Raw genomic sequence first — 23,084 nt, forward strand, 5'->3', positions numbered from 1 at the left:
GGTCTTGGTGGACAATGCCCCACCGGTTCAGAAAAAAAACGGCCGATAATTTGGTCTTTCCTTTTTGGCCGGAAGAAGGAAACAGCCTATGCCACACCAGCAAGAAGAAAGATATTATGATGACGAACCATATCACGCAGCCGCTGGTTTTGGACTCACAAAAGGTTAGTGGCTGGCATGTGGCCATGATCGTCATCGGGGTTGCGATTACACTACCCGCCTTTTTGATTGGATCGGAAATTATGGGGGCTTTGGGGGCAGGGCAAGGAAGCTTTGCCATTCTGACCGGCGGTGTTATTCTGGCCGTGATAGCCAGCGCCTGTATGTATATTGCGGTATGTAAGCGGCAAACGACCTATCAGTTGTTGAATGCGTCCTTTGGGAGCTTGGGAAGCCGCGGGGTCAGTTTTTTGATTTCGGTGACGTTGCTGGGGTGGTTCGGGGTAACGGTCTCCTTGTTTGGTCAGGCGGCGGCCAGGTCTATGGAAGAACTTTTCTCTGTGCAGTTGCCATTTGAGTTTTATGTGATGGCGGGCTGTTTGGTGATGACGGGAACAACCATCTACGGGTTCCATGCCATTGATATTCTAAGTAAATTCACAGTGCCGTTCATGCTGTTGATTTTAGTGGCCGGGGTCTATTTCGTGTCATCTAATTTTTCCTGGGCACAGATATGGACCACCCCGGCCACCGGGGCAGGAGGGATTGCAACCTTTGGCGGCGCCGTGTCTGTTGTCGTAGGATCTTTTATGGTGGGCATGACTATTCTGCCGGATATATCGCGGTTTATTAACCGGAAAGAACAGGTTTATGTGGCGTCACTCGGTAGTTTTGGGTCGGTTTTTGCCTTTATTCTGATCATGGCGGGGCTTCCGGTATTAATGACGGGAGAGAAAAGCTTGATCAATGCCATGTATCAGTCGGGTCTCGGGGTGCCTGCTTTGGTCATGATGATTTTCGCAAGCTGGACGACCAATGTCAGTAATCTTTATTCCAGTAGTCTTGGGCTGGCGCAGGTTTTCCCTAAAATAAGGGGGGAACGGATCACAGTCGTGGCGGGCCTGCTGGGTGGCATGATGGCTGTGAGCGGCATAATGGATTATCTTATCGGTTTTCTGGTGTTGCTCGGGATATTCATTCCGCCGGTTGCAGGTATTTATATTGCCCATTTCTTCTGGCGGTGCAGAGAGTGCACAACCGCCATTTCCGGGTCGGCATTTTTATCCTGGGGGTTGGCCTCGGGCTTTGCCCTGATGACATCATCCAATGTATTTACGTTGACCACGGTGCCGGCACTGGATTCTTTCTTGACGGCGACGCTCTGTTATGGCGTTATTTCAAAAGCTTGTGTTTTGTGGCCTCGCTCACAGCCATCAGACGACTGTTGACAGTCAGTTTTCTGAACAAGTTTTTCAGGTGAAACCGGACAGTATTTTCTGAAACATCAAGGTTTCTGGCAATCACTTTATCGGAATACCCTTCGGCCAGTTGATCCAGAACCTGTTTCTCACGGCGGCTCAGAATAATGTCGTTTTTGGGCAACTGGGCGTCTTCTAACAGGCCGAGGAGATATTGAGCGTGATCCTTTTCAACGGAGCCGGTTTCGGTGATAAAGGCGGAAAGAAGGGGGGTGACAAAGGGAGCTTCATCCAGAATAAAACGAAGAAATCCCTGGGTGCGAACAAAATGCAGGACAGATTCAAGTTCATGCAATGCCTCTTTTTCATCGTCGTTGCCAAATAAGGCAATTGCCAGCAAGAGCCGGTATTTCTGGAGCGCCCGTATTTCATATCCACCCTGATGAATATCAATTTGGAGACGGAGTTCACGAATGGCTTCCTCATAACGCATTTCGGCAATCAACAGACGTGTAAGGGCCTGAATGGTGCCATAGCTTTCCCGGACTGAAAAATTGGCTGTGCTGTTGCGGCAATAGTCCTGAACCGACAGGTTGTTTTCCTGAACTATTCTGCGGGCCTGTACGATCTTCCCCGCACGGCACAAGTAGCCGACTTTATTGGCCATCACCAGGCGGTTCAGACGCTTTAAACCTTCCCGCTTGATATAGACTGAAGAATCTTCGCTGAGATTCAGGCAAGTGCTCAGGCCTTTCTGCAGATAGGCCAGGGCAGTAGAGGTGCTATATCCTGAAGCATATATTTCATACCATGCTTCCCCCGTTTCCAGGCGGCGGTTGATATCCCCCAACAACCGCGCGGCCGTGGACAACTCATTTCTTTCATAATGCCATTCTGCCATCGCGATATTAAGGACAAGACGCATGTCTTTATCATCAATGAAATAGCGCCTCTGGCAATCCTGCACCTTTTTATAATATGCTCCGGCTTTTTCCAGGTTGCCTTCTGCGGTGGCGACCACGCCCAGATGAAGATAAATATAGGCCTCACCAAATACGGAATTATATTTTTGAAAGTGGCTTATGGCTTTTTTACCCACGTGCCGTGCTGTGGGAAAGTTGCCTTTTTGCAGATTGAAGACGCAAAGGATCGTATATACAAAACCAGTCTGGGTTTTATCATCGTCCTTGAATTTCTCTATGGATGCAACGAGCCGTGTGCTCATTTCTTTATTGAGCGGGGCCCCCTCGTAAACGGCAAGTGTACAGGTGATAATCGCCAGGTCATATTCCAGCTCTGCGGAAGGGGAATGGCTCTGGCTTTCGACATCCTGTTGAACCGTTTCAAAAATGTGGCGGGCATCATTTAGATGGCCGTCCTTCAGAAAAATCAGGGCTCTAAGCAGGTTTAATCGCGGCCGCGTCTGAATAATATCCTCGGGGAGAAGGGCGTGTGCCTTGCGAATGCGCGTCATGCCTTCTTTGTTCCATAGGTGAATACCCCCGGCTTGTTCCAGAAAATGAGCTGCGGTTTCAGGTTCCTTGGCTTTTAGCGCATGACGAATGGAATGTATGATATGTCCTTCTTCCATGAACATTTCCGCCGCCCGTAGGTGAAGTAATTTCATACGGTCCGGATTTGATTGTTCCAGGAAATAAACCAACGCCTCCTGAAATAGGGGATTAAGGCGATAGTGTTCTTCTTGGTTGTTCACGGGGGCGATAAGCTGTTTTAAGGTCTCCAGTCCCTGCAGGGTCTGGCTGGTATCGGTTGTGCCGCGCAGCCGGTCAAGGGAAACCGGGTCCAGAGTATCGAGAATGCTTGCTTCAAGCAACAAATCACGTTGAGCCGCGGGCAATGTATTTAAAATCTGTTCAAGAATATAGTTCCGTGCATCCTGCTCTGTGCCGTGAAAACGGTCAATAATTTTATCACTTTCGCTGTGACCTGAGAGAGCATTTTTGATGAATTGCAAGGCGACGGGCCAGCCTTCCGTTTTTACGCTGATTTTCTGGAGTTTTTTTTTGGTAAGGGTCTGGTTGAGAAAAACTTCAATCTCAAACGGGGTGAATTTTAAGTCTGTTGCGGTTATCTGGCTCACCTGCCCTTGTAGTTTCAGAGTTGATAACGGCATGTTTTCGACAGTGCGGGTGCCCAGAACAATATGAAAATTGTGAGGGGAATAGGTGAATAGGGGGATCAGTATTTTTTTCGCGGTGTTTTGACTCACGCATTCCACGTTATCGAGGATCAGAACCACTTTCTTCCCGTAATTGGCAATAGCAGATAATATGGTGCCCACGATTGTTCGAGAGGTGGCGTCGAGGGTAAAAGGGCCTGGGTGGATCTTTATTATCTCCTGTGAAAGACCTGCAGACGAGAGGGCAAAGGCGAGATATAAGGCAAGAATGGACGGGTCATTGTCATCTTCATCAATTTTGAGCCAGGCAACAGCAATGTCTTTTGCCTGAAGGTGTGTTCGCCATTGGCGCAGCAGGGTTGTTTTGCCAAACCCGGCAGGTGCCGACAAGAGGGTCAGTTTCTGGTCAAATCCTGCATTGAGCCGTCGGCACAATTCAGGGCGATCAATGAGGGAAATATGATGACGCAGCGGGAGCGTCTTTGTTTGGGTGAGCCAGGGGGGGAAGGGACTGGAATTTGTCGGAATGTCATTCATCTGCACACGATACCCTGGGACTTTACGGTCTGATGTTTTTACAAGATTGGTATTCAGTATATCGGTGGGGCAGGTAAAAAGAAACTGAAACATCCCAAAATCCGCCGAAACCGGGAAGGTGAAGTGCCGGGTCGCCGACCTATGTTCCCTATAATGCCGGTCACAGGAAGGGGCACCTTGGCCGGTTAATTCTGCCCCATCCCCGAACCGTGAATTGATGGTAAAAATATTTTCTGGTTTGACGATATTGTATTCTCCCTATACCTTTTACAGCGGGCGTATGTTTTGCAGGAAGTTTAAGTGGCTTTATCCGATGATATTATCCTGACCAAGTTGGCGCCGCCCTTACTTCGGCGGGCGCTTGTGGCGCGTACATCTCTTTTATCCGGCGTCTTTTCCAGTTCGGCAAAGAGGTTGACGCTTATTTCCGCAGGCGCGGGCTTTGGCAAGACCACGTTGATGGCGTCGCTTTATCAGGATTACTGTGCAGAGGATGCAAGACGAAGCTGGATCTCATTGGGCGCGGACGAGAGAAACGAGGTGCGTTTCCTTAAATATCTGATCGCGGCCCTTCAGCAGAACAGCATCATCCCGACGGATAAGGCGGTCGTGATTCTGGAAAGCCAGACCCAAAACCGTGTGAGGCGGGTATTGACCGCGCTGATTAATGAAATGGCCGGGATCGAGGATCAGATCATCCTGTTCCTGGATGATTACCACCTGGTGAATGGTCCTGAAATAGGGGCGATCATTGATTATGTGTTATCGCATGCGCCGATCAATTTCAGGTTGGTGATTTCAAGCCGGAGCAAACCCGATCTGCCGCTTTCGTCGCTTAAGGCGCGAAATGAACTGCAGGAAATCGTTGATTTCCATTTGCGGTTTTCCGTCGGGGAAACACGTGATTTCCTTCGGGATACCCATCATCTGAATTTAACCGATACCTTGATCTCGCGTCTGCAAAGCAAGACGGAAGGCTGGATTGCAGGCCTTCAACTGGTGTCACTGGTCCTGAAGGACAAGCGGCATGAAGAAGACCTGATGCAACTTATTTCTGGTAATTTCAGAGATATCACGACATATCTGGCGGAAGATGTTTTTGTTCATCAACCTCAGGAAATACAGGACTTCCTTCTCAGGTCCTCTATCCTGGACAGGATGAATGCCGAGGTGTGCAACGGGATGATGAACATCCACAACAGCCAGGAGATATTCGAGGAACTGGAAGATAAAAATCTGTTTATCACGTCGTTGAATGCGGCGCATGGATGGTATCGGTATCATCACCTGTTCCAGGATTTCCTGCAATCCCGGCTTGAACGACTTGACCCGGATCTCAAAAAAGAAATGACCCTCAAGGCCAGTGAATGGTTCCTGCAATATGGCTCTGTCACCGAGGCTGTGACATATGCGCTGGAAGCCAGGAGCTATGACCTGGCCGCCTCTCTAATAGAAGAGCATGCGGCGACATTTGTGATGCGGGGGCAAATGCCTTTGCTGCAAGATTGGTTGACCCGCATTCCCGCCCATATCGCGGATGAAAGATATAAAATTCCTTTGTATCTGTGCATGGCCCTGTTTCATATGCGCCGTCCCGTAGAGGCGGCCAGCGCGGCGTATCGGGTGGAGGCGATTGTCGATCGCCAAACCAGAGAAGGTTTTTTCTCCGGGCGGGAACTGCGCACTATTCAAACAAAAATAAAGATATTGAAGATTGGCGTGGCGACGGCTTCTGATGATGTCGAGCGCACCAAATATCTATGCGAGGAATTCCTGAAAACAGAAGCCGAGCAGGATCATTTTAATGTCGGGGCAATGTATAATATGTTGGGGTACGCCCGGTACGCCCTGAGCGAGTTTGATCAGGCGCGGCAGGCTTTTATCAAGGCACGGCAATGCCATGAACGGGTGAATTCTCCTTACGGTATTTTGTATGCCGATTGCTTTATGGGGATGAACGAAGCAGCGATGGGCCGTCTTCATATGGCGGAAGCACTATTCCTTCAGGCCGAGAATTTGACCAGCAATGATGAAGCGCCGCATTCGACGGGGGTGGCGAATGCGCGTCTTTATCGCGGAACGGTTCTGTATGAATGGAACAGGCTGGATGAAGCACAAAATCTGTTGGAACAGAATATTGACAGGGTTGTTGAATGTGGACAGGCGGAAGCCCCCATTCTGGGACTATGTACATACGCCCGGATTTTGCAGAATGCGGGGGAAGGGGAAAAGGCCTGGCAGCAACTGGAAAGAGCCCGCATTATATGTCGGGATGATCAATTGTACCGCCTGGCCATTCTGACGGATTATGAGTCTGTGCGCTTTTTGTTGAAACAGGAAAAGCTATCCCAAGCCATCGCCCGGGCGGGGCTGGCGGCCATTTCGGTCAGTGATCTGCCAGAAGATTATCAGTTGTCCAGATGGGACCGGGTGATGTGTTTAAAGCTATTGCTCAAAATACGATTGCTGATTGCGCTTGGGGAGGATGATCATGCCTTGCGGCTTATTGAACATGTGCTGAAGCTGGCGCAAGATATTGGACGCACAAAACGCATTATGGAATGTCTGATCCTTAAAGCCCTGATAACATGGCGACAGCAGGAAAAGGATGTGGCGCGACAATCTTTCCGGCAGGCAATCGAACTGGGGCGCTCTGAAGGCTTTGTCCGTGTTTTTCTTGATGAAGGCGCCGTAATCGGGCCTTTAGTACAGGCGGTGCGGACGGATCAGAAGTGCAGGACAGAAGATCAGAACTATCTTAACCGTCTGAGTGAAGGGGTGCATAAAAAGACCGTTCTTGATGGTTCTGCTGCGATGAATTATCTGCTGCTGGAAGAATTAAGTCAGCGGGAACTGGATGTCATGTCGTTGCTGGCGTCCGGGGAAAGCAATGCCGAAATCGCCGGGCATTTGAAAATCAAAGAAAATACCGTTAAGTGGCACATCAAGAATATTTTTGAGAAACTGGGTGTCAACAACCGCACCTCGGCCGTTCTGGCTGCACAGGAGCTCAAACTGGTGGGTTAAAAACCCCGTCCCCTCCTTTTGGGGGGGTGAAATATATTTCCGCCCCCCTCCTTTCGGGTCGGGTTCTCTCTTTTCCGTTTTGGTACCGTCATCTCCTGCTGATCAAGAAACTCAGGGGCCAGACCCGCATCTGGCGCCCTTCTTTTTTAAGAATTTGGAGACGTTATGAAGTTATCGGAATATTGTCATTATGATGCTTTGGGGCTTGCCCAGCTGATCAGGCAAAATGATGTCACCCCCGGAGAGTTGGCGAATCTGGCGCTTCAGGCGATCAAGAGACTGAATCCTGAACTTAACGGGGTTATTGAATGTTTTGATGACCAGCTGGACGTCTTATCCCTTCCCGCCTTGCAGGACAAACCTTTTGCGGGGGTGCCTTTTCTGGTAAAGGATCTTATCCTGCACCTTGAAGGACGCCGGAGTGAGATGGGGTCGCGTCTCTGTCAGGGAATCGTTGCCCCCCATAACACGTATCTGGCGGAAAGATATATTGATGCCGGGCTGGTTCCGTTAGGCCGGACAACCACCCCGGAAATGGGTTTTTGTTCGACGACGGAATCCGTCGTTAGTGGCCCGACGCGCAATCCGTGGAATCCCAGACTGATGGCTGGTGGGTCCAGTGGCGGTTCGGCGGTCATGGTGGCGGCGGGGGCTGTTCCGGTGGCCCATGCCAATGATGGCGGAGGATCAATCCGTATTCCGGCGGCCTGTTGTGGTCTTGTCGGGCTAAAACCAAGCCGGGGACGCACCACCATCGGCCCGGATGCGGCGGATGGCCTGAACGGACTTGGCATTGAACATGTGGTCAGCCGCAGTTTGCGGGATTGCGCCGCGGTTCTGGATGTAACGGAAGGACCGTCCCCTGGGGATCCTTATGCGATTATTCGACCCGAACGGCCCTATCTGTCGGAACTTGACCGGAAGTGTGAACCCTTGCGCATCGGTTTTACCAGCAAGGCCTGGTCCGGATCTCATGTCGATGCGGAAATCGTCGAAAGCACAAAACGGGCGGCATTGATGTGCGCTGATATGGGGCATCATGTCGAAGAGGCAAGTCCCACGTTCGATTATAGCAGTTTCCGGGATGCTACCGTGACCTTTTGGTGCGCCAATATAGCCCAGTGGATCACCCAGATCAGTGAAATGACGGGACGTCCGATTACGAACGATTATCTGGAAGCCACGACCCTGGCCAGCCACCAGTATGGTCTTGGCCTGAAGGCGACTGATATGGTTTCAGCCTTTGCCACCATGAATATGATCAGTCGGGATGTGGCGCGGTTTTTCGGGAAATTTGATGTGTTGATCACCCCGACGACAGCCTTGTTACCGCAAGAAATCGGGACGTATAACGCCAATGACCCCGGTCTTGATGCCTTTGGTTGGACGGATCATATTTTTTCCATCGCTCCCTTTACGGCACTGTTCAACCTGACCGGGCAACCGGCGATCACATTGCCGCTTGGCATGTCGGCCTCCGGCTTGCCCATTGGCACGCAGTTTGTCGGCAGGGCCGGACGGGAAGATGTTCTCTTCCGTCTGTCCGCAGAACTCGAACGGGCCATGCCGTGGGCGGCGCGTCACCCCAAGATCAGTCTATGGACTGATTCATATACCACTCCATCCGGTAAGGAATAAAAGAATGACGTCAAACAGAACAGGCTTTGTCTGGCAGGAAATATACATGTGGCACGATACCGGCACCTACGCCGGGGTTATGCCGCCCGGTGATCCGATCCAGCCGGGCACTCACGCGGAGAATCCTGAGACCAAACGGCGCTTTAAAAACCTGTTAGAGGTGAGTGGACTGTATCAAAAACTGCATCAGGTGGACGCGTATCACGCGACGGAAGAGGATATTCTTCGGGTTCATACCCCGAATTATTTGTCCCGGATCAAAGCCATGAGCGCAGAAACAGGAGGCGATGCCGGTATGCTGACGCCGTTCAGCAAGGGGGCTTTTGATATTGCAACCTTGGCGGCCGGGGGGGTGATGGCGGCGGTTGATGCGGTGTTGGACGGGAAAATTGATAACGCTTATGCCCTAGTCCGGCCACCGGGACATCATGCCGAGCCGGACATCGGTAAAGGGTTCTGCCTGTTCGCCAATGCCTCAATTGCCGCCAGATATGCCCAGGCCAAAAGAGGCCTCAACCGCATCGCATTTGTGGACTGGGATGTGCATCACGGCAATGGGGCGGAGAAGATTTTCTGGGAGGATGCTTCTGTACTCACCGTCTCGATTCATCAGGACAGATGTTTTCCGCCGGACAGTGGCGATATGGCGGATAACGGCGCAGGAGAGGGCGCCGGTTATAATATCAATATTCCGTTGCCGGCGGGGTCCGGCGTCGGGGCGTATGAAGCAGCCTTTGACCGGGTAATCATTCCGGCGCTGCAGAAATTCAAACCGGAACTGATTATTGTGCCTTCCGGGTTTGATGCGGGGGCCCATGATCCGTTGGGGCGGATGATGATGCATAGCGAAGGCTATCGCAGTCTCACCCGTAAACTGATGGATGTGGCGGATGAATTGTGCGCTGGCCGTCTCGTGATGTGCCATGAAGGTGGCTATAATGACGCGACGGTTCCTTTCTTTGGGTTGGCCGTGATGGAAAGCCTGAGCGGCATCAAAACGCAAACAAATGATCCTTTTATGGCCCTGTTCGAGGCGCTTGCCGGGCAGGACCTGCAACCGCACCAGGATCAGGTCATTACTTCTGCGACACATCTGTTGGACAAACTGCCCGGTTGAATTGTTTTGGGGGACCGGTTTACTAAAATGATGAAATGTAAAACGCTTAAAATTAGGGAAGAAACAATGAACAGCTACAACTCAAAACGATTTTCAGGATACACCACTTTATTCATGACAACGGCGCTCTGTGTCGGCGGTCTGGGGCTGTCGGCCCCGGCATCGGCGCAAATGATGCTGGAAGAAATCACGGTCACCGCCCAGAAACGCGAACAGGGCATCAACGATGTGGGGATTACGGTGAATGCTTTTTCCGGCGAAATCATGAAAGAACGCGGGATCAGCACTTCCGAGGATATTGCCCAGATCACCCCCGGTCTGACGGTCAACGAAACGGCCGCCACGGGCGTCCCGCTTTACACCATTCGCGGGATTGGGTTTCAGGATTACTCCACGGCGGCCTCTTCCACGGTGGGGCTGTATTTTGATGAGGTTTCCATGCCGTATTCGGTGATGAGCCGGGGGCTTGTGTTTGATCTGGAGCGGGTTGAAGTCTTGAAAGGGCCTCAGGGGGATTTATATGGCCGTAACACCACGGCCGGCCAGATCAACTTTATCAGCAAGAAGCCGACGGCGGAAACCGGGGCCGGTATAACAGTCGGCTTCAGCAGTTTTGAAACGCTGGATGTGGAAGGCTATCTGAATGGACAGGTGGCGGAAGGCGTGAATGCACGGCTTGCCTTCAAAACGACCCAGTCCGGGAAAGGCTGGCAAAAAAGCCTGACCCGGGACGATACTTTGGGAAAGAAAAATATTTATTCCCTGCGCGGGCTGGTCAATTTTGAATTGAGCGAAACCGTCAATCTGCTTTTGAATGTGCATTACAGCAATGATCAGTCTGAAAATAAAGCCAATACAGTGTATGATGGCCGCTTGATCGGACTGGATGAATTCAGCGCGCCTTATAAGCAATTATTTCCTTATGCGGTCAGTGGGGAAACTCCGCCCTGGTATTCAACCGGTGACAACCGGGCGGCGGACTGGACAAATTCCTATACCGATGCGTCCGGGACTGTCTTCAACCTGCGTCCCAAACGGGACAATCAGTTGAAGGGAACCTCTGTCAAACTGGACTGGGATATCACCGAGGAAATCAGTCTGACGTCCGTGACCGGTTATGACAAATTTGACCGGGTGGAATCCAATGACTGGGACGGGATGGCGGCCAATGATTCAGGAAACATCAATACGACGGATCTGGAAGTCTTTTCCTCGGAATTACGGGTGACCGGACAAACAGATAAGATGTTGTGGATTGTGGGGGCCTATTATTCCGAAGACAAGATGGATGAATTGTATAATTATTTTATGTCTGACTCGGTGTACGGCAATGGCTCAATCGCCTTTGGCATCTCTCCCTTCCAGTTCGCGCCGATCTTGCAACTGCATACCAGATATAACCAGAAGACAGACTCACAGGCGGCCTTTGCCCATGTGGAATATAACGTAACGGATAAATTGCGGGTCACCCTGGCCGCGCGTTATACCGAAGAAGACCGGAGCTGGTCGGGCTGTACCTTTGATGCCGGGGACGGGTCACTGGCGGGGTTCTCGAATTTTGCTTTCGGGGCGACCTTATCCCCCGGCGCCTGTAGTACGATTGATGATGATCCAGCCTCGCCGACATACGTCTTTGGTGTGATTGGAAGCCCTAATATTAATGATGCCTTCCATGTGTATGAAGAAACCATCGAAACCAATAAATGGATGTTTAAGGTGGGTCTTGATTATGCCCTTGATGATGATTTGCTGCTCTATGCCACTTTCTCGAACGGCTTTAAGTCGGGGGGCTTTAACGGGGCAAACTCAAACACGACGCAACAGCTTAAATCTTACGGTGCGGAAGAGGTTAATTCCTATGAAGTGGGGATAAAATCGACGCTGCTGGAAGGGGCGATGCAATTAAATCTGTCCGGCTTCTATTATGATTATAAGAATAAGCAGGAACAGGATCTGGCGGTGACATTTGTTGGCAACATCAGTGGCCTGACCAATGTGCCGAAATCACGGATTTATGGCGCAGAACTGGATATGCAATGGGCCCCGGCGGAAGGATGGTTCGTATCTTTCGGGGCGGCGTATCTCAATTCCAAAATCCTTGAATGGGAGGCCACTTCAAATGACAGTAGCTGGCCTACGGTTGTGACATTTGACGCTTCAGGCAGAGAGTTGGCCATGACACCTAAATGGCAGTTGAATGCGGGCATTGATTATGAATGGGAAATCTCGTCGGGCCTGATGATGAAAATTGGCGGTGATGTGAACTATCAGGACAAGACCACCGGCGGGGCTCAGCTTGAAGACGCCACCAGCGCCTATACGGTGGCCAACCTTCGGGCGACCCTGTCCCGGGATAATTGGCAAGTCATGGTCTGGAGCCGCAATCTGTTTAATGAATATTACTATCCGGCAGCCTACACCGGCGGTAATGGTCCTTATGTCAGAAGCGTCGGCATGCCGCGGACCTTCGGGATTACCCTGTCTTACGATTTTTAATCAGTGACGTCATGTCGGGGCATGTCAGCGACATGCCCCTTTAGGGATAGAAAAATGAACACGTTATTACCAAGATTTATCGACGCTCGCCTCCTGTGTCTCTTTCTGGCCATCGCGGGTTTAAGTGGCCCTGTTGCCGCAGAAGAAACCGTCGGGCCGTCACCGGACACCATTCTGGTCAATGGGGCGATCCATACCATGGAAGAAGATCAGCCGACGGCCAGTGCGCTGGCTATCCGGGCGGGTAAAATTATGGCTCTGGGAGCGACAGAAGACATCATCGAACTGAAATCTCCCACCACCCGGGTTATTGACCTGAAGGGACGGATGGTGATGCCGGGACTGAATGACGGTCACAGCCATCCGACAGAAGGGGCGATTGCCAATCTGTTCAGTTGTAAATTTGAATTTACCGCCACAGCGGAAGATATCGCGCGTATTCTGCCGGCCTGTGTCGAGAAAAATCCTTCGGCGGAATGGATTGTCGGCGGGCGTTGGGACAGTAATTTCTTTGAGAATAATGATATTCCGTCGCCCCGGAAATGGCTGGATCAATATTCCGGCAATAAAGCCGTCTATTTCAGTGATGATTCAGGCCATAACGGCTGGGCCAATACCAAAGCGCTGAAGCTTGTCGGTATGACCAAGGACACCAAAGACCCCGCAGGCGGGAAAATTATCCGTGATGCAAAAACCGGGGCGCCGAATGGCCTGCTGCTGGAAGAAGCCCAGACGGTGATGGAAAAACAATTACCTGACTGGACGGAAGACCAATATCAGGCCGGGGTTCGGGAAATGACCCGGCTGGCCAATCAGTTTGGCATCACCGGCATCAAGGACGCCATTTCCCGCGATCCTATCCTCAAAGCCTATCATGATGTGGATAAGGCCGGAGATTTATCCATTCATGTGGCGGCGGCGATTTCAACCCCCTATGGTCACCGGGAAGTGTCTTTGGATTATGACCGTCTAGAAAGCTTGCGTGATACATTTGCATCGGATCATGTCGACACCCGGTTTGTGAAAATCACCAATGACGGGGTGCCGACGGCGTCCCGTACCGCGGCGATGCTGGCCCCTTATCGGCCCCATGATCATTTTCCGGCCAACTACAGAGGGCTGATCCATGTGGATGAGGAAACCTTGACCCGTGATGTGGCGGAATTGGAAAAAAGAGGCTTCACCGTCAAGATTCATACCGCAGGCGATCGGTCGGTGCAGGAAGCCTTGAATGCCATCGAAAAAGCTCACAAGATTACGGGGCGATCGGATTTGCGTCATGAATTGGCCCATGCCGGTTATGTGGCGGAGTCCGATATTCCGCGGTTCAAAGAACTGAATGTGGTGGCTGACCTGTCGCCCTATATCTGGCATCCGTCGCCGATTATACAGTCGGTGCTTGATGCGGTGGGGGAAAGAGGCAAGCATTACTGGCCAATCCGCGATCTTCTCAAGGCGGGCGCCCCGGTGTTGGCCGGGTCAGACTGGCCGGCGGCGGTGCCGTCGCTCAATCCCTGGATTGGCATTGAAGCCATGATTACCCGGCAGGACCCTTATGACAAGACGGCTGGAGCCTTGTGGCCGGAACAGGCCATCACTCTGGAACAGACCCTCCGGATTTTCACTATTGAAGGGGCCAGGGCCTTGCGCATCGAGGAGACATCCGGGTCACTGAAGGTAGGTAAGTCAGCAGATCTTGTTGTTCTGAACCAAAATCTTTTCCGCATCAAGGCAACCGACATTGCCAAAACAAAAGTTGATATGACTTTTTTTGAAGGCAAAATCGTTCATCAGAGCGTCATGGAAAAAACCAGGCCTTTTTAGGGGATTATCCTGCTTCATACGGTTAAGCCGCTTATTACAGTTCCAGAAAATAGCCCCCGTCGCCTTGTCAAGAAGGCGGCTGGGGCGTCATATTATTTCAGTCCTGCAGGACAACATTCAGAAATCTAAAGATAGGATTTTAGCTCGCCTCTGATGGGGATTTTACTTGGTTAGCCGCTGTTTCATCTTCGTGGATTGTTTCTGGACCATGATATAGAACAGAGGCACGAAGAAAATGGCCAGGAATGTTGCGGCGAGCATACCGCCGATCACGGCAATGCCAATGGCGTTCTGACTGGCGGATCCGGCGCCGCTCGAGATCGCGAGAGGGGTAATGCCGAGGACAAAAGCCATTGATGTCATGATGATCGGGCGAAACCGCAAGCGGGCCGCCGCAAGCGTCGCCTGCATCAGGTCCATACCTTCCTTTTCATAAAGTTTCTTGGCGAATTCCACAATCAGGATGCCGTTCTTTGCAGTCAGACCGATGGTTGTCAAAAGCGCGACCTGAAAGTATATGTCATTGCTCAGGTTAAAACCCATGGCGGCGATGACAGCGCCGATGACGCCGACAGGAACGGCGAGAATGACGGCAAAAGGAACAGACCAGCTTTCATAGAGGGCCGCAAGGCAGAGAAAGATAATGAGCACGGATAATGCATAGAGCAGGCCACTCTGCGAGCCGGATGACTGTTCTTCATAAGACAGGCCTGACCAGGCGAAATCAACGCCCTGGGGCAGTTGCCGGGCCATTTGTTCCATCTCGGCCATGGCCTCGCCGGAACTGATCCCGGGGGCCGCCTGTCCCTGAATATTGACAGAGGCAACCCCGTTGAACCGTTCGAGTTTCGGCGAACCGTAATCCCAATGGGGCGTACTGAAACTGCTGAAGGGCACCATTTCACCGACGCTGTTGCGCACATACCAGAGATCGACATCTTCCGGTTTCATGCGGTAAGGGGCATCGGCCTGCAGATATACTTTTTTGATCCGGCCTTCGTCCAGAAAGTCATTGACATAGGACGATCCCCATGCGGTTTGCAATGTCTGATTTATGTCGGCGATATTAACTCCGAGCGCCGAGGCTTTTTCCTGATCAATGTCCAGTTTGAACTGTGGCTGATCTTCCAGTCCGTTGGGCCGCACGGCGACCAGTTTTGGGTTTTGCGCCGCCATACCCAGAAGAATATTGCGGGCCTGTGTCAGGGCCGTATGACCGAGACCGCCCCGGTCAATCAATTGAAAGTCAAACCCGGATGCATTGCCGAGTTCCCGGATGGGCGGAGGGTAGAAAGTGAAGACCCGGGCATCCTTGATCTGGGAAACGGCGCTCATGCCGCGTCCGGCAATGGCAAAAACGCTTTGGCCGGGATTCTGGCGTTGTGACCAGTCTTTCAGGTTGATGAACCCCATCGCGGCGTTCTGTGAATTACCGGAGAAACTGAAGCCGACCACGGTAAACATGTGGGCGATGTTATCCTTTTCACTCTCCAGGAAATAATTTTCAACTTTTTTGACGGTTTCCAGGGTGCGTTCGGCCGTTGATCCTGGCGGCGTATTGGCCATCATAAACATGGATCCCTGGTCTTCATTGGGCAGAAAAGACGTGGGCAGTTGGGTGAAGAAATATCCAAGGCCTACGAGAAGGGCCACATAGATGGCGATAAACCGGAAGCCGCGTTTGGCCATGTAACCGGCGCCTTTTTCATATTTGTCGCGCCCGTTATTGAAGCCGCGATTGAACCAGCCGAAAAAGCCTTTGCGGTCACTGCCATGGTTTTTGGTCGGTCTCAGGATTGTGGCGCACAAGGTTGGCGTCAGAATCAACGCAACAAGCACAGACAAGGCCATAGCCGATACAATGGTCAGGGAGAACTGACGATAAATTGCGCCGGCCGCGCCACTGAAAAAGGCCATAGGGACGAACACGGCAGACAGCACCAGCGCGATGCCGACCAGGGCACCGGAAATCTGTTCCATCGATTTGCGGGTGGCTTCCAGAGGGGACAAACCTTCCTCGCTCATCACCCGTTCCACATTTTCCACCACGACAATGGCGTCATCGACCAGAAGACCGATCGCCAGAACCATGGCGAACATGGTGAGTGTATTGATGGAATAACCAAAGGCCACCAAGACGGCAAAGACGCCGAGCAGGACCACAGGCACGGTGATACTGGGGATTAAGGTGGCGCGAAAATTCTGCAGGAACAGGAACATCACGAGAAATACAAGACCGACCGCTTCAAACAGGGTCTGAACCACGGATTTAATGGAGGCCTCGACAAAGGGCGTGGTGTCAAAAGGAAAAACAACTTTGACACCTTCCGGAAGGAATTTCTTGAGTTCCTCCATCTTTGTTTTAATTCTGTCTGCGGTGTCCAGGGCATTGGCGCCTGTGGCCAGGTTGACAGCAATACCGGATGCGTTGTGGCGTTTATAGCGCACGATGGTCGAATATCTCTCGGCGCCGAGTTCCACCCGGGCGACATCGGACAGGCGAACACGGGACCCGTCTTGATTAACCCGTAAGACAATGCGACTGAATTCTTCCGGCGTTGTCATCAGGGACTGTGCGGTAATCGTCGCGTTGATCTGTTGCCCCTTGACGGCAGGCATGCCGCCGAGTTGCCCGGCTGAAATATCGACATTCTGCGCCCGAATGGCGCTGGCGACTTCTGCTGTGGTCAGGGAATAACTGAGTAATTTATAGGGATCCAGCCAAATGCGCATGGCATGGGAAGTGCCAAACAGGCGGGTGCTGCCAACCCCATCTATACGGGACAAAGGGTCCAGTATCTTGGAGGCCAGAAGATCGCCGAGTTCTGCCTGACTGATCTGACCGTCTTCGGAATAGAACCCGACAACCAGCAGAATTGAATCGTTTGATTTGGTCACTGTCACGCCCTGATTCTGCACCTGTTGCGGCAAGAGAGGCAGGGCGGCCTGCAATTTGTTCTGGACCTGTACCTGGGCAATGTCGGGATCGGTGCCGGGCTCAAAAGTGAGGGTAATTCTGGCGGATCCTGAAGAAGAACTGCTGGAGGTAAAATAGCGCAGTTTGTCCAGACTGGTCAGACGTTGTTCGATGACCTGGGTGACGCTGCTTTCCAGTGTCTGGGCGGATGCCCCCGGGTAATTGGCGGAGATGGACACGGCGGGGGGCGCAATATTGGGATATTGTTCAATGGGCAACTGGAAAATGGACAGTGCGCCCGCCAACATGATGATGATGGCGATCACCCAGGCAAATACAGGCCGGTCGATAAAAAATTTGGACATGGGATAGGGGCTCCTGCCGGGTGGATTAATCTGAAACTGCGGAGGTATTTTGTGCGAGAACCGGTGAAACGGTCATTTTGGCGCGTACTTTCTGGAAACCTTCCGTGACAATACGCATCCCGTTTTCAAGACCGGTGGTGACGAGCCAGCTGTTTCCAACACTTCTGCTTGCCTGTATGAGGGTGGGGACAATTACATTATTGTTGTCGACCATATAGACCACAAGCCCGCCATCAGGGGTTCGAATGGCGGCCTGATGGGGAATGAGGAAACCTTCAATCGCAGGCAGGTTCAATCGGGTGCGGACAAAAAGGCCGGGCAACAGCTGGCTGTCCGGGTTTGCGAACAAGGCTCTGAGCATAATCGTGCCAGTGCCTTCATTGACGTTGACTTCGGAGAATTGCAGGGTGCCCTGTTGATCATAAAAGGTGCGGCCCATCTCATCGAGCAGGTCAAGTTTGACCGAAGATGTATCCTGCACCAGCTTACGAAAGCTCATCAGGTCGCGGCTGGACTGTGTCATGTCGACATAAATAGGATCGAGTTGGGTAATGGTCGCCAGCGCCGCGGGCTGGTTTGCAGTGACCAGTGCCCCGGGGGTGATGGTTGATTTTCCAATGCGGCCAGATATGGGGGCCCGGATTCTGGTGTAATCAAAACTTATTTCTGCGGTGGAAACTGCAGATTTGGCCACGATAATATCCGCTGCGGCTTCTTCCAGGGCTGCGATGGTGTCGTCATAGGTCTGTCCGCTGATGGCGTTGGATTTGACCAACTCCTTATAGCGACCAGCCTTCGCCTTAACCGCGCGATGGTTGGCTTCGGCTTTGATCAGGTCCGCTTTAGCCTGGTTCAGCGCCGCCTTGAAGGTGGCGGGATCAATTTGATAGAGCTGCTGCCCCTTTTTCACCAGGCTGCCTTCTTCAAAGGTGCGTTCCGTAATAATGCCGGTTGCCTGGGGGCGAATTTCAGCGATCTTGTAGGCGTGGGTTCTACCGGGGTACTCTTCGGTGATGTTCACCGGTTGCTGTACAAGCGCCATGACAGTAACTTCTACCGGGGTTTGTGCCCTGGCAGGAGGGGGCGTTGCATTCTCACCGTTTGAAACGCCTAACATCCAAAATCCCAGAAGCAGGACTGCCCCAAAAAACAGGAGGGAGAGGATATTCTTTTTTGACATTGCGCGAAACCTTTATGTTATTGCTCTGGACTACAATATGGTCCATTATACATACATGTATGTATGTAAGAGGTGTTAACATGTAATGTAGTGAGGATCAATTGCATTGCAATAAAATAATAAAAATAAAATTGAGATGGAGGATGGGTAGACGGAAATGGTAAGGAAAACAAAGGAAGGCGCGCAGGAAACACGGGAAGATATCCTCAAGGCGGCGGCTCAGATCTTTATGGAGAAGGGCGTTACGAAGGCGACTCTGGAAGAAATAGCAGAAGAGGCCGGGGTAACGCGGGGGGCGGTATACTGGCATTTCAAGAACAAGCAGGATTTGTTTTGCGCGCTGCATGATAAATTGCACAAACCTTTGACGGAATCCATCCTGCGGGACCTGGAGACGGATCACCCCGATCCCTTGCAGCAGCTTCTGGATCTTTGTGTCCACACCCTGATACAAATAGAAGAAGATCCGGTGAAGCGACAGATATTGACGATTTTCAAGCTCAAGTGCGAATATGCGGGGGAAACGGCGTCCGTGTTGGACAGCCAGATTGAACTGAAAGAGAAAAGCTTTTCCCTGTTTGAGAAGTATTTTGAGAGAGCCCAGAGGAAAGGCCACATCTCAGAGGAGGTACCGCCCAAGAGCCTCACCAGGGGATTAACCTGTTATTTGGGGGGCATTGTTCATGATTACCTGCTTCATCCGAAAACCTTCAACATGTCGGAGGAAGCAGAACCTCTGATGAAGGTTTTCTTTCTCGGGGTGTATAAGCGATAGGAAATTTCCTGGTGATCTGAATGCTTTGGCGCGGATGAGCCACAAGAAAAGCATTTTAGGCTGTGTTCCCTCTCAGATAAGTTTTGTGTTTTCTTAATATGTATAATAAGTGCATAATAAGAACAAATCTGAACGTTTGCTGAAAATATAGGGTTTGCACGATCATGAAGAGTTAAAAATAGCCTCTTGATCCTGTGCATGATGGGACCAGTGTGAAATGAATGTATTCTCGACAAAGGGGTTATTGCCGAAGTTGCGGCGGGAGTATTGGAATGATGCCATATGTGAAACCTTCACCGGTCTGGTGACAGATTTTCAGGATATGTCAGAGATTGATGCGGAGCTGATCTCGACCCCTTTGGGGGATTTGACCTATGCCCGTGTTCAAACAACCAGTTCAAAGGTTTTTCATACATCGCACCATGCGTCCAAGGCAACGGAGAAGGTGTTCCTTCTGCATTTGCAACTGGCGAACAAAAGCCGCAATGTTCAGCATGGTCGGGAAGTTTGTCTCGAAGCCGGGGATTTTACCCTGGTGGACAGTGAAGCCCCCTATAGTGTTCAGTTTGAAGATCCCATCACCATGGGTGTTATGCGTATCCCCTATGAGGCCTTGCAGGCACGATTGATGAATCCCGAGGATATCGCCGGTCTGAAATTTTCCGGACAGACACGTATCAGTGGCCTTCTGTCCCAAATGTTGCGCGGGTTCTGGGATCAGAAGAATGTCGCCAACAGCGAGAGCGTCAACCGGCAGTTCTCCCATAACATGCTTGATTTGCTGGCTACCTCCTATCAGGAACAGACAAGTCAGGTGATCTCGTCAGGATCGGTGCGCCGGTTGCGGTATCAGCAACTGAAGAAATTTATTGATTATAATCTGTCGGACCCGGACCTGAGCCCCGGTAAAATAGCCCGGATATTAAAAATTACCCCCCGGTATATGCACCGTATTTTCGCCGAATTCGGTTCCGGTACGGAAACCGTCGGCCAATATATGCTCAACCGGCGACTGGAAGAATGCGTGTCGCGTTTTGAAGAACAGGGCGCAGGCCATTTGAAAATAACCGATATCGCTTTTGCTCTGGGCTTTAACAGCATGACTCATTTTTCTCGGGTTTTTAAAGAGAAATACGGGGCGTCGCCGAGAGAATTTCGCAATGGTCTTCGCAATAACATGAACTGACCCCCGGTCAAAAGATATCTCTTTCCCTTTCAGATAAGTTTTTTAACCCCTCTCGGTGGAGCAGGAACCCTTGGGGCATGTCATTGTCGGACCGATAACCAAAAAGCTGCCCCTGCCAAAGGGGCTTATTTAGCATACAGGGAGTTTTTTATGCGTCATTACACAAGCCATACAATCAAGTCAGCCTCACGCCTTGTCCTCGCCTCAAGTTTGCTTCTGGCAATGCCTCAAACGGGGCAGGCCTTTGCCGACACTGAAAAAATGATGTCGCTCGAGGAGGTCGTTGTGACATCCCGGAAGATATCGGAAAGTCTTCAGGATGTGCCGATTGCGGTGTCTGCCTTTACGGCGGATGCGCTGGAGAAAAAAGGCCTGACCAATATTTCCCAGATCGGTGATTACACCCCCAGTCTGATTATGGATTTCACCTCGGCGCTGACCGGAAGTTCCGCATCCGCCACCACCTTTATTCGCGGCATTGGTCAGTCCGATTTCCTGCTGACCATTGATCCGGGTGTCGGGCTTTATGTCGACGGGGTTTATGTGGCGCGCTCCGTGGGCGGGATCGTTGATCTACTCAATCTGGAACGGATAGAGGTCCTGAAAGGTCCCCAGGGGACATTGTTTGGCCGCAACACCATCGGCGGCGCCATCAATATTGTCTCCGCCAAGCCGGGGGAAGAATTTGCCCTGAAAGGCGAAGTGACCCTTGGTAATTTTAACCGGCGTGACGTGCGGATGTCGGTGGATGTGCCGTTGATGGCCGACAAACTGTATTCTTCGATCAGCGTGTCGTCGAAAAACCGCGATGGCTATGCCCATCGGATTCCATTCGAGGGCGTTCATGGTCCTGATATTTCCTATCCATCTCAGGCCATCGGTCAGAATGCGGAATTGGGAGATGAAAATACGGACACCCTGAAGGGGATTTTCCTTCTGGAGGCCTCTGATCGCCTGCAGGCGACATTGATTGTGGATTCAACCCGGTCACGGGAACATTCCGCCGCCTCCACCCTGTTGAATGCCTACCCCGGAGCGACCCAGTTGGCGGGACTGTATAATGGCTGTATTGCCGGGGTTATTCCGGTCAGCGCCTGCGGCCCTGCGTTTAACCTGAACGGGGATGCTGATCCGAATAATGACCGGACACCGTATGATAATCGTTTTTTGACGGATGATCCCTACACCACATACGCAACGGGGCCTAATTTTTCCAATCTGGACCTGTTCGGCCTTTCCCTGACTTTGGATTATGCCGTAACCGACACGATAGATTTAAAATCGATCACAGCCTACCGCACACTTGATGCCGAATTCGGGCGGGACGGGGATAATTCTCCCCTGACGGTGGATCATACGTCGAACATGTACGAGCATGAGCAATTCACCCAGGAACTGCAACTCACCGGTTTGTCGATGGACGGGAAGTTGAAATGGTTGGCCGGGCTGTATTATTTCGAGGAAAACGGCCGGGATAACGTCTTTGTGCCTCTGGGCGGATTGCCTTTTCTTGATCTGGATGAACTGAATATTGTTGATAACGTCAGCTATGCCGCTTTCGGTCAGGCGTCCTATAGTTTGACAGATGATTTAAGTGTTACGGCGGGCTTGCGCTATACCAAGGAAAATAAGGATTACCGCCCGGTTCATCGGGATCAGGTTTCAGGGGCCTTGCTGGTGCCGGATGATACCGCCGAACTGGATATCACCGATACCTCACCGCGTTTTGGTATTGAGTACCGCTGGAATGAAGATTTCTTCACTTATGTTTCGGTCTCCAAGGGGTTCAAGTCCGGGGGCTTCACCGGGCGTACGGTTGACCCGCAGCCAGCGGCGCGGCCGTTTAAACCGGAAAAGGTCTGGGCCTATGAAGCCGGCTTTAAATCCGATCTTGCCGATGGGCGGGTGCGCCTGAACGGGGCAGCCTATTATACCGATTACACCAATCTTCAGGTGATCAACCAGGAAGGCATTACCCCGATCACGGTGAATGCAGGTAAGGCGGAAATCAAAGGCGCGGAACTGGAACTTCAGGCGATGGTTGCCGAGAATCTGGTGCTGAATGTGGGGATGGCCTATACTGACGCCACCTATACCGAGATTACTGATCCTTTTGCCACCATTAATCTGAACAGCCAGTTTGCCAATACACCGGAATGGTCAACAACGGCGGCCCTCGATTATACCATCGATATGGAAAATGACGCCGCGCTGCATCTTCATGGGGACTGGAATTATAACAGCAAGATATATAACAATGCCGAAAACACACCGGAACTGACCCAACCCGCCGTGCATCTTTTTAGCGCCTCTGTCACCTATAGCCATCCCGGGGATCATTGGGATCTGGTTTTCGGTGGCCGGAATCTCAGTGATGAGCGCTATCTGATTTCCGGTTTTGACCAGCCGGGCGTGGGCTTTACCGAAGGCACTTACGCGCGGCCTCGGGAATGGTATCTGACGTTGCGCCTGAGGTATTAAATCAGGCCCTCTCTCTCCGGGTGGCTCTTCCCGCGCCATCCGG

Annotated in this window: 12 protein-coding genes; 9 read left to right on the forward strand and 3 right to left on the reverse strand. The window is 51.7% G+C overall.

Annotation, left to right across the window (positions count from 1 at the left end):
* Positions 1-119: 119 nt before the first annotated feature.
* Entirely contained in the window at positions 120-1,388 is a 1,269-nt protein-coding gene (locus tag FIV45_RS03390; protein ID WP_181040140.1) for a purine-cytosine permease family protein, read from the forward strand.
* On the opposite strand, the gene FIV45_RS03395 is transcribed toward FIV45_RS03390, so the two are convergent.
* On the reverse strand, positions 1,333-4,128 hold the full coding sequence (locus FIV45_RS03395) for a LuxR C-terminal-related transcriptional regulator (RefSeq protein WP_099470962.1): 2,796 nt from the start codon (positions 4,126-4,128) through the stop codon (positions 1,333-1,335). The genes FIV45_RS03390 and FIV45_RS03395 overlap by 56 nt on opposite strands.
* Positions 4,129-4,335: 207 nt before the next feature.
* Here FIV45_RS03395 and FIV45_RS03400 point away from each other — a divergent pair, with 207 nt between their 5' ends.
* The 5 genes from FIV45_RS03400 to FIV45_RS03420 all read left to right on the forward strand — a co-directional run bounded on the left by FIV45_RS03400 (position 4,336) and on the right by FIV45_RS03420 (position 14,137).
* Positions 4,336-7,062, forward strand: a complete 2,727-nt coding sequence (locus tag FIV45_RS03400; protein WP_099470963.1) for a winged helix-turn-helix domain-containing protein — start codon at positions 4,336-4,338, stop codon at positions 7,060-7,062.
* Between the two features lie 165 nt (positions 7,063-7,227).
* Positions 7,228-8,700 carry an amidase gene (locus tag FIV45_RS03405; RefSeq protein WP_099470964.1) on the forward strand — a complete coding sequence of 491 codons (1,473 nt, stop codon included), beginning with the start codon at positions 7,228-7,230 and terminating at the stop codon, positions 8,698-8,700.
* A 4-nt stretch (positions 8,701-8,704) separates the two neighbouring features.
* Positions 8,705-9,817 (forward strand): class II histone deacetylase, encoded by a 1,113-nt coding sequence (locus tag FIV45_RS03410; RefSeq protein WP_204601967.1) that lies wholly within the window; start codon positions 8,705-8,707, stop codon positions 9,815-9,817.
* A gap of 66 nt (positions 9,818-9,883) precedes the next feature.
* The gene (locus tag FIV45_RS03415) at positions 9,884-12,313 is read left to right on the forward strand and encodes a TonB-dependent receptor (RefSeq protein WP_165776868.1); all 2,430 of its coding nucleotides are present in this window, start codon (positions 9,884-9,886) and stop codon (positions 12,311-12,313) included.
* Between the two features lie 54 nt (positions 12,314-12,367).
* Positions 12,368-14,137, forward strand: coding sequence for an amidohydrolase (locus FIV45_RS03420; protein ID WP_165776869.1), 1,770 nt, complete (start codon positions 12,368-12,370; stop codon positions 14,135-14,137).
* A gap of 162 nt (positions 14,138-14,299) precedes the next feature.
* On the opposite strand, the gene FIV45_RS03425 is transcribed toward FIV45_RS03420, so the two are convergent.
* Positions 14,300-17,419, reverse strand: a complete 3,120-nt coding sequence (locus FIV45_RS03425; protein WP_099470968.1) for an efflux RND transporter permease subunit — start codon at positions 17,417-17,419, stop codon at positions 14,300-14,302.
* Between the two features lie 25 nt (positions 17,420-17,444).
* Entirely contained in the window at positions 17,445-18,536 is a 1,092-nt protein-coding gene (locus FIV45_RS03430) for an efflux RND transporter periplasmic adaptor subunit (RefSeq protein WP_204844793.1), read from the reverse strand.
* Between the two features lie 220 nt (positions 18,537-18,756).
* On the opposite strand from FIV45_RS03430, the gene FIV45_RS03435 reads away from it, so the two are divergent.
* The 3 genes from FIV45_RS03435 to FIV45_RS03445 all read left to right on the forward strand — a co-directional run bounded on the left by FIV45_RS03435 (position 18,757) and on the right by FIV45_RS03445 (position 23,041).
* Complete coding sequence (locus FIV45_RS03435; RefSeq protein ID WP_099470970.1) at positions 18,757-19,374, forward strand: TetR family transcriptional regulator; 618 nt, start codon at positions 18,757-18,759, stop codon at positions 19,372-19,374.
* A gap of 217 nt (positions 19,375-19,591) precedes the next feature.
* Complete coding sequence (locus tag FIV45_RS03440) at positions 19,592-20,560, forward strand: AraC-like ligand-binding domain-containing protein (RefSeq protein ID WP_099470971.1); 969 nt, start codon at positions 19,592-19,594, stop codon at positions 20,558-20,560.
* 150 nt (positions 20,561-20,710) lie between these two features.
* Positions 20,711-23,041 carry a TonB-dependent receptor gene (locus FIV45_RS03445; RefSeq protein WP_099470972.1) on the forward strand — a complete coding sequence of 777 codons (2,331 nt, stop codon included), beginning with the start codon at positions 20,711-20,713 and terminating at the stop codon, positions 23,039-23,041.
* The last annotated feature ends 43 nt before the right edge of the window (positions 23,042-23,084 follow it).

Source organism: Paremcibacter congregatus (genome assembly GCF_006385135.1).
GTDB classification, from domain to species: Bacteria; Pseudomonadota; Alphaproteobacteria; order Sphingomonadales; family Emcibacteraceae; genus Paremcibacter; species Paremcibacter congregatus.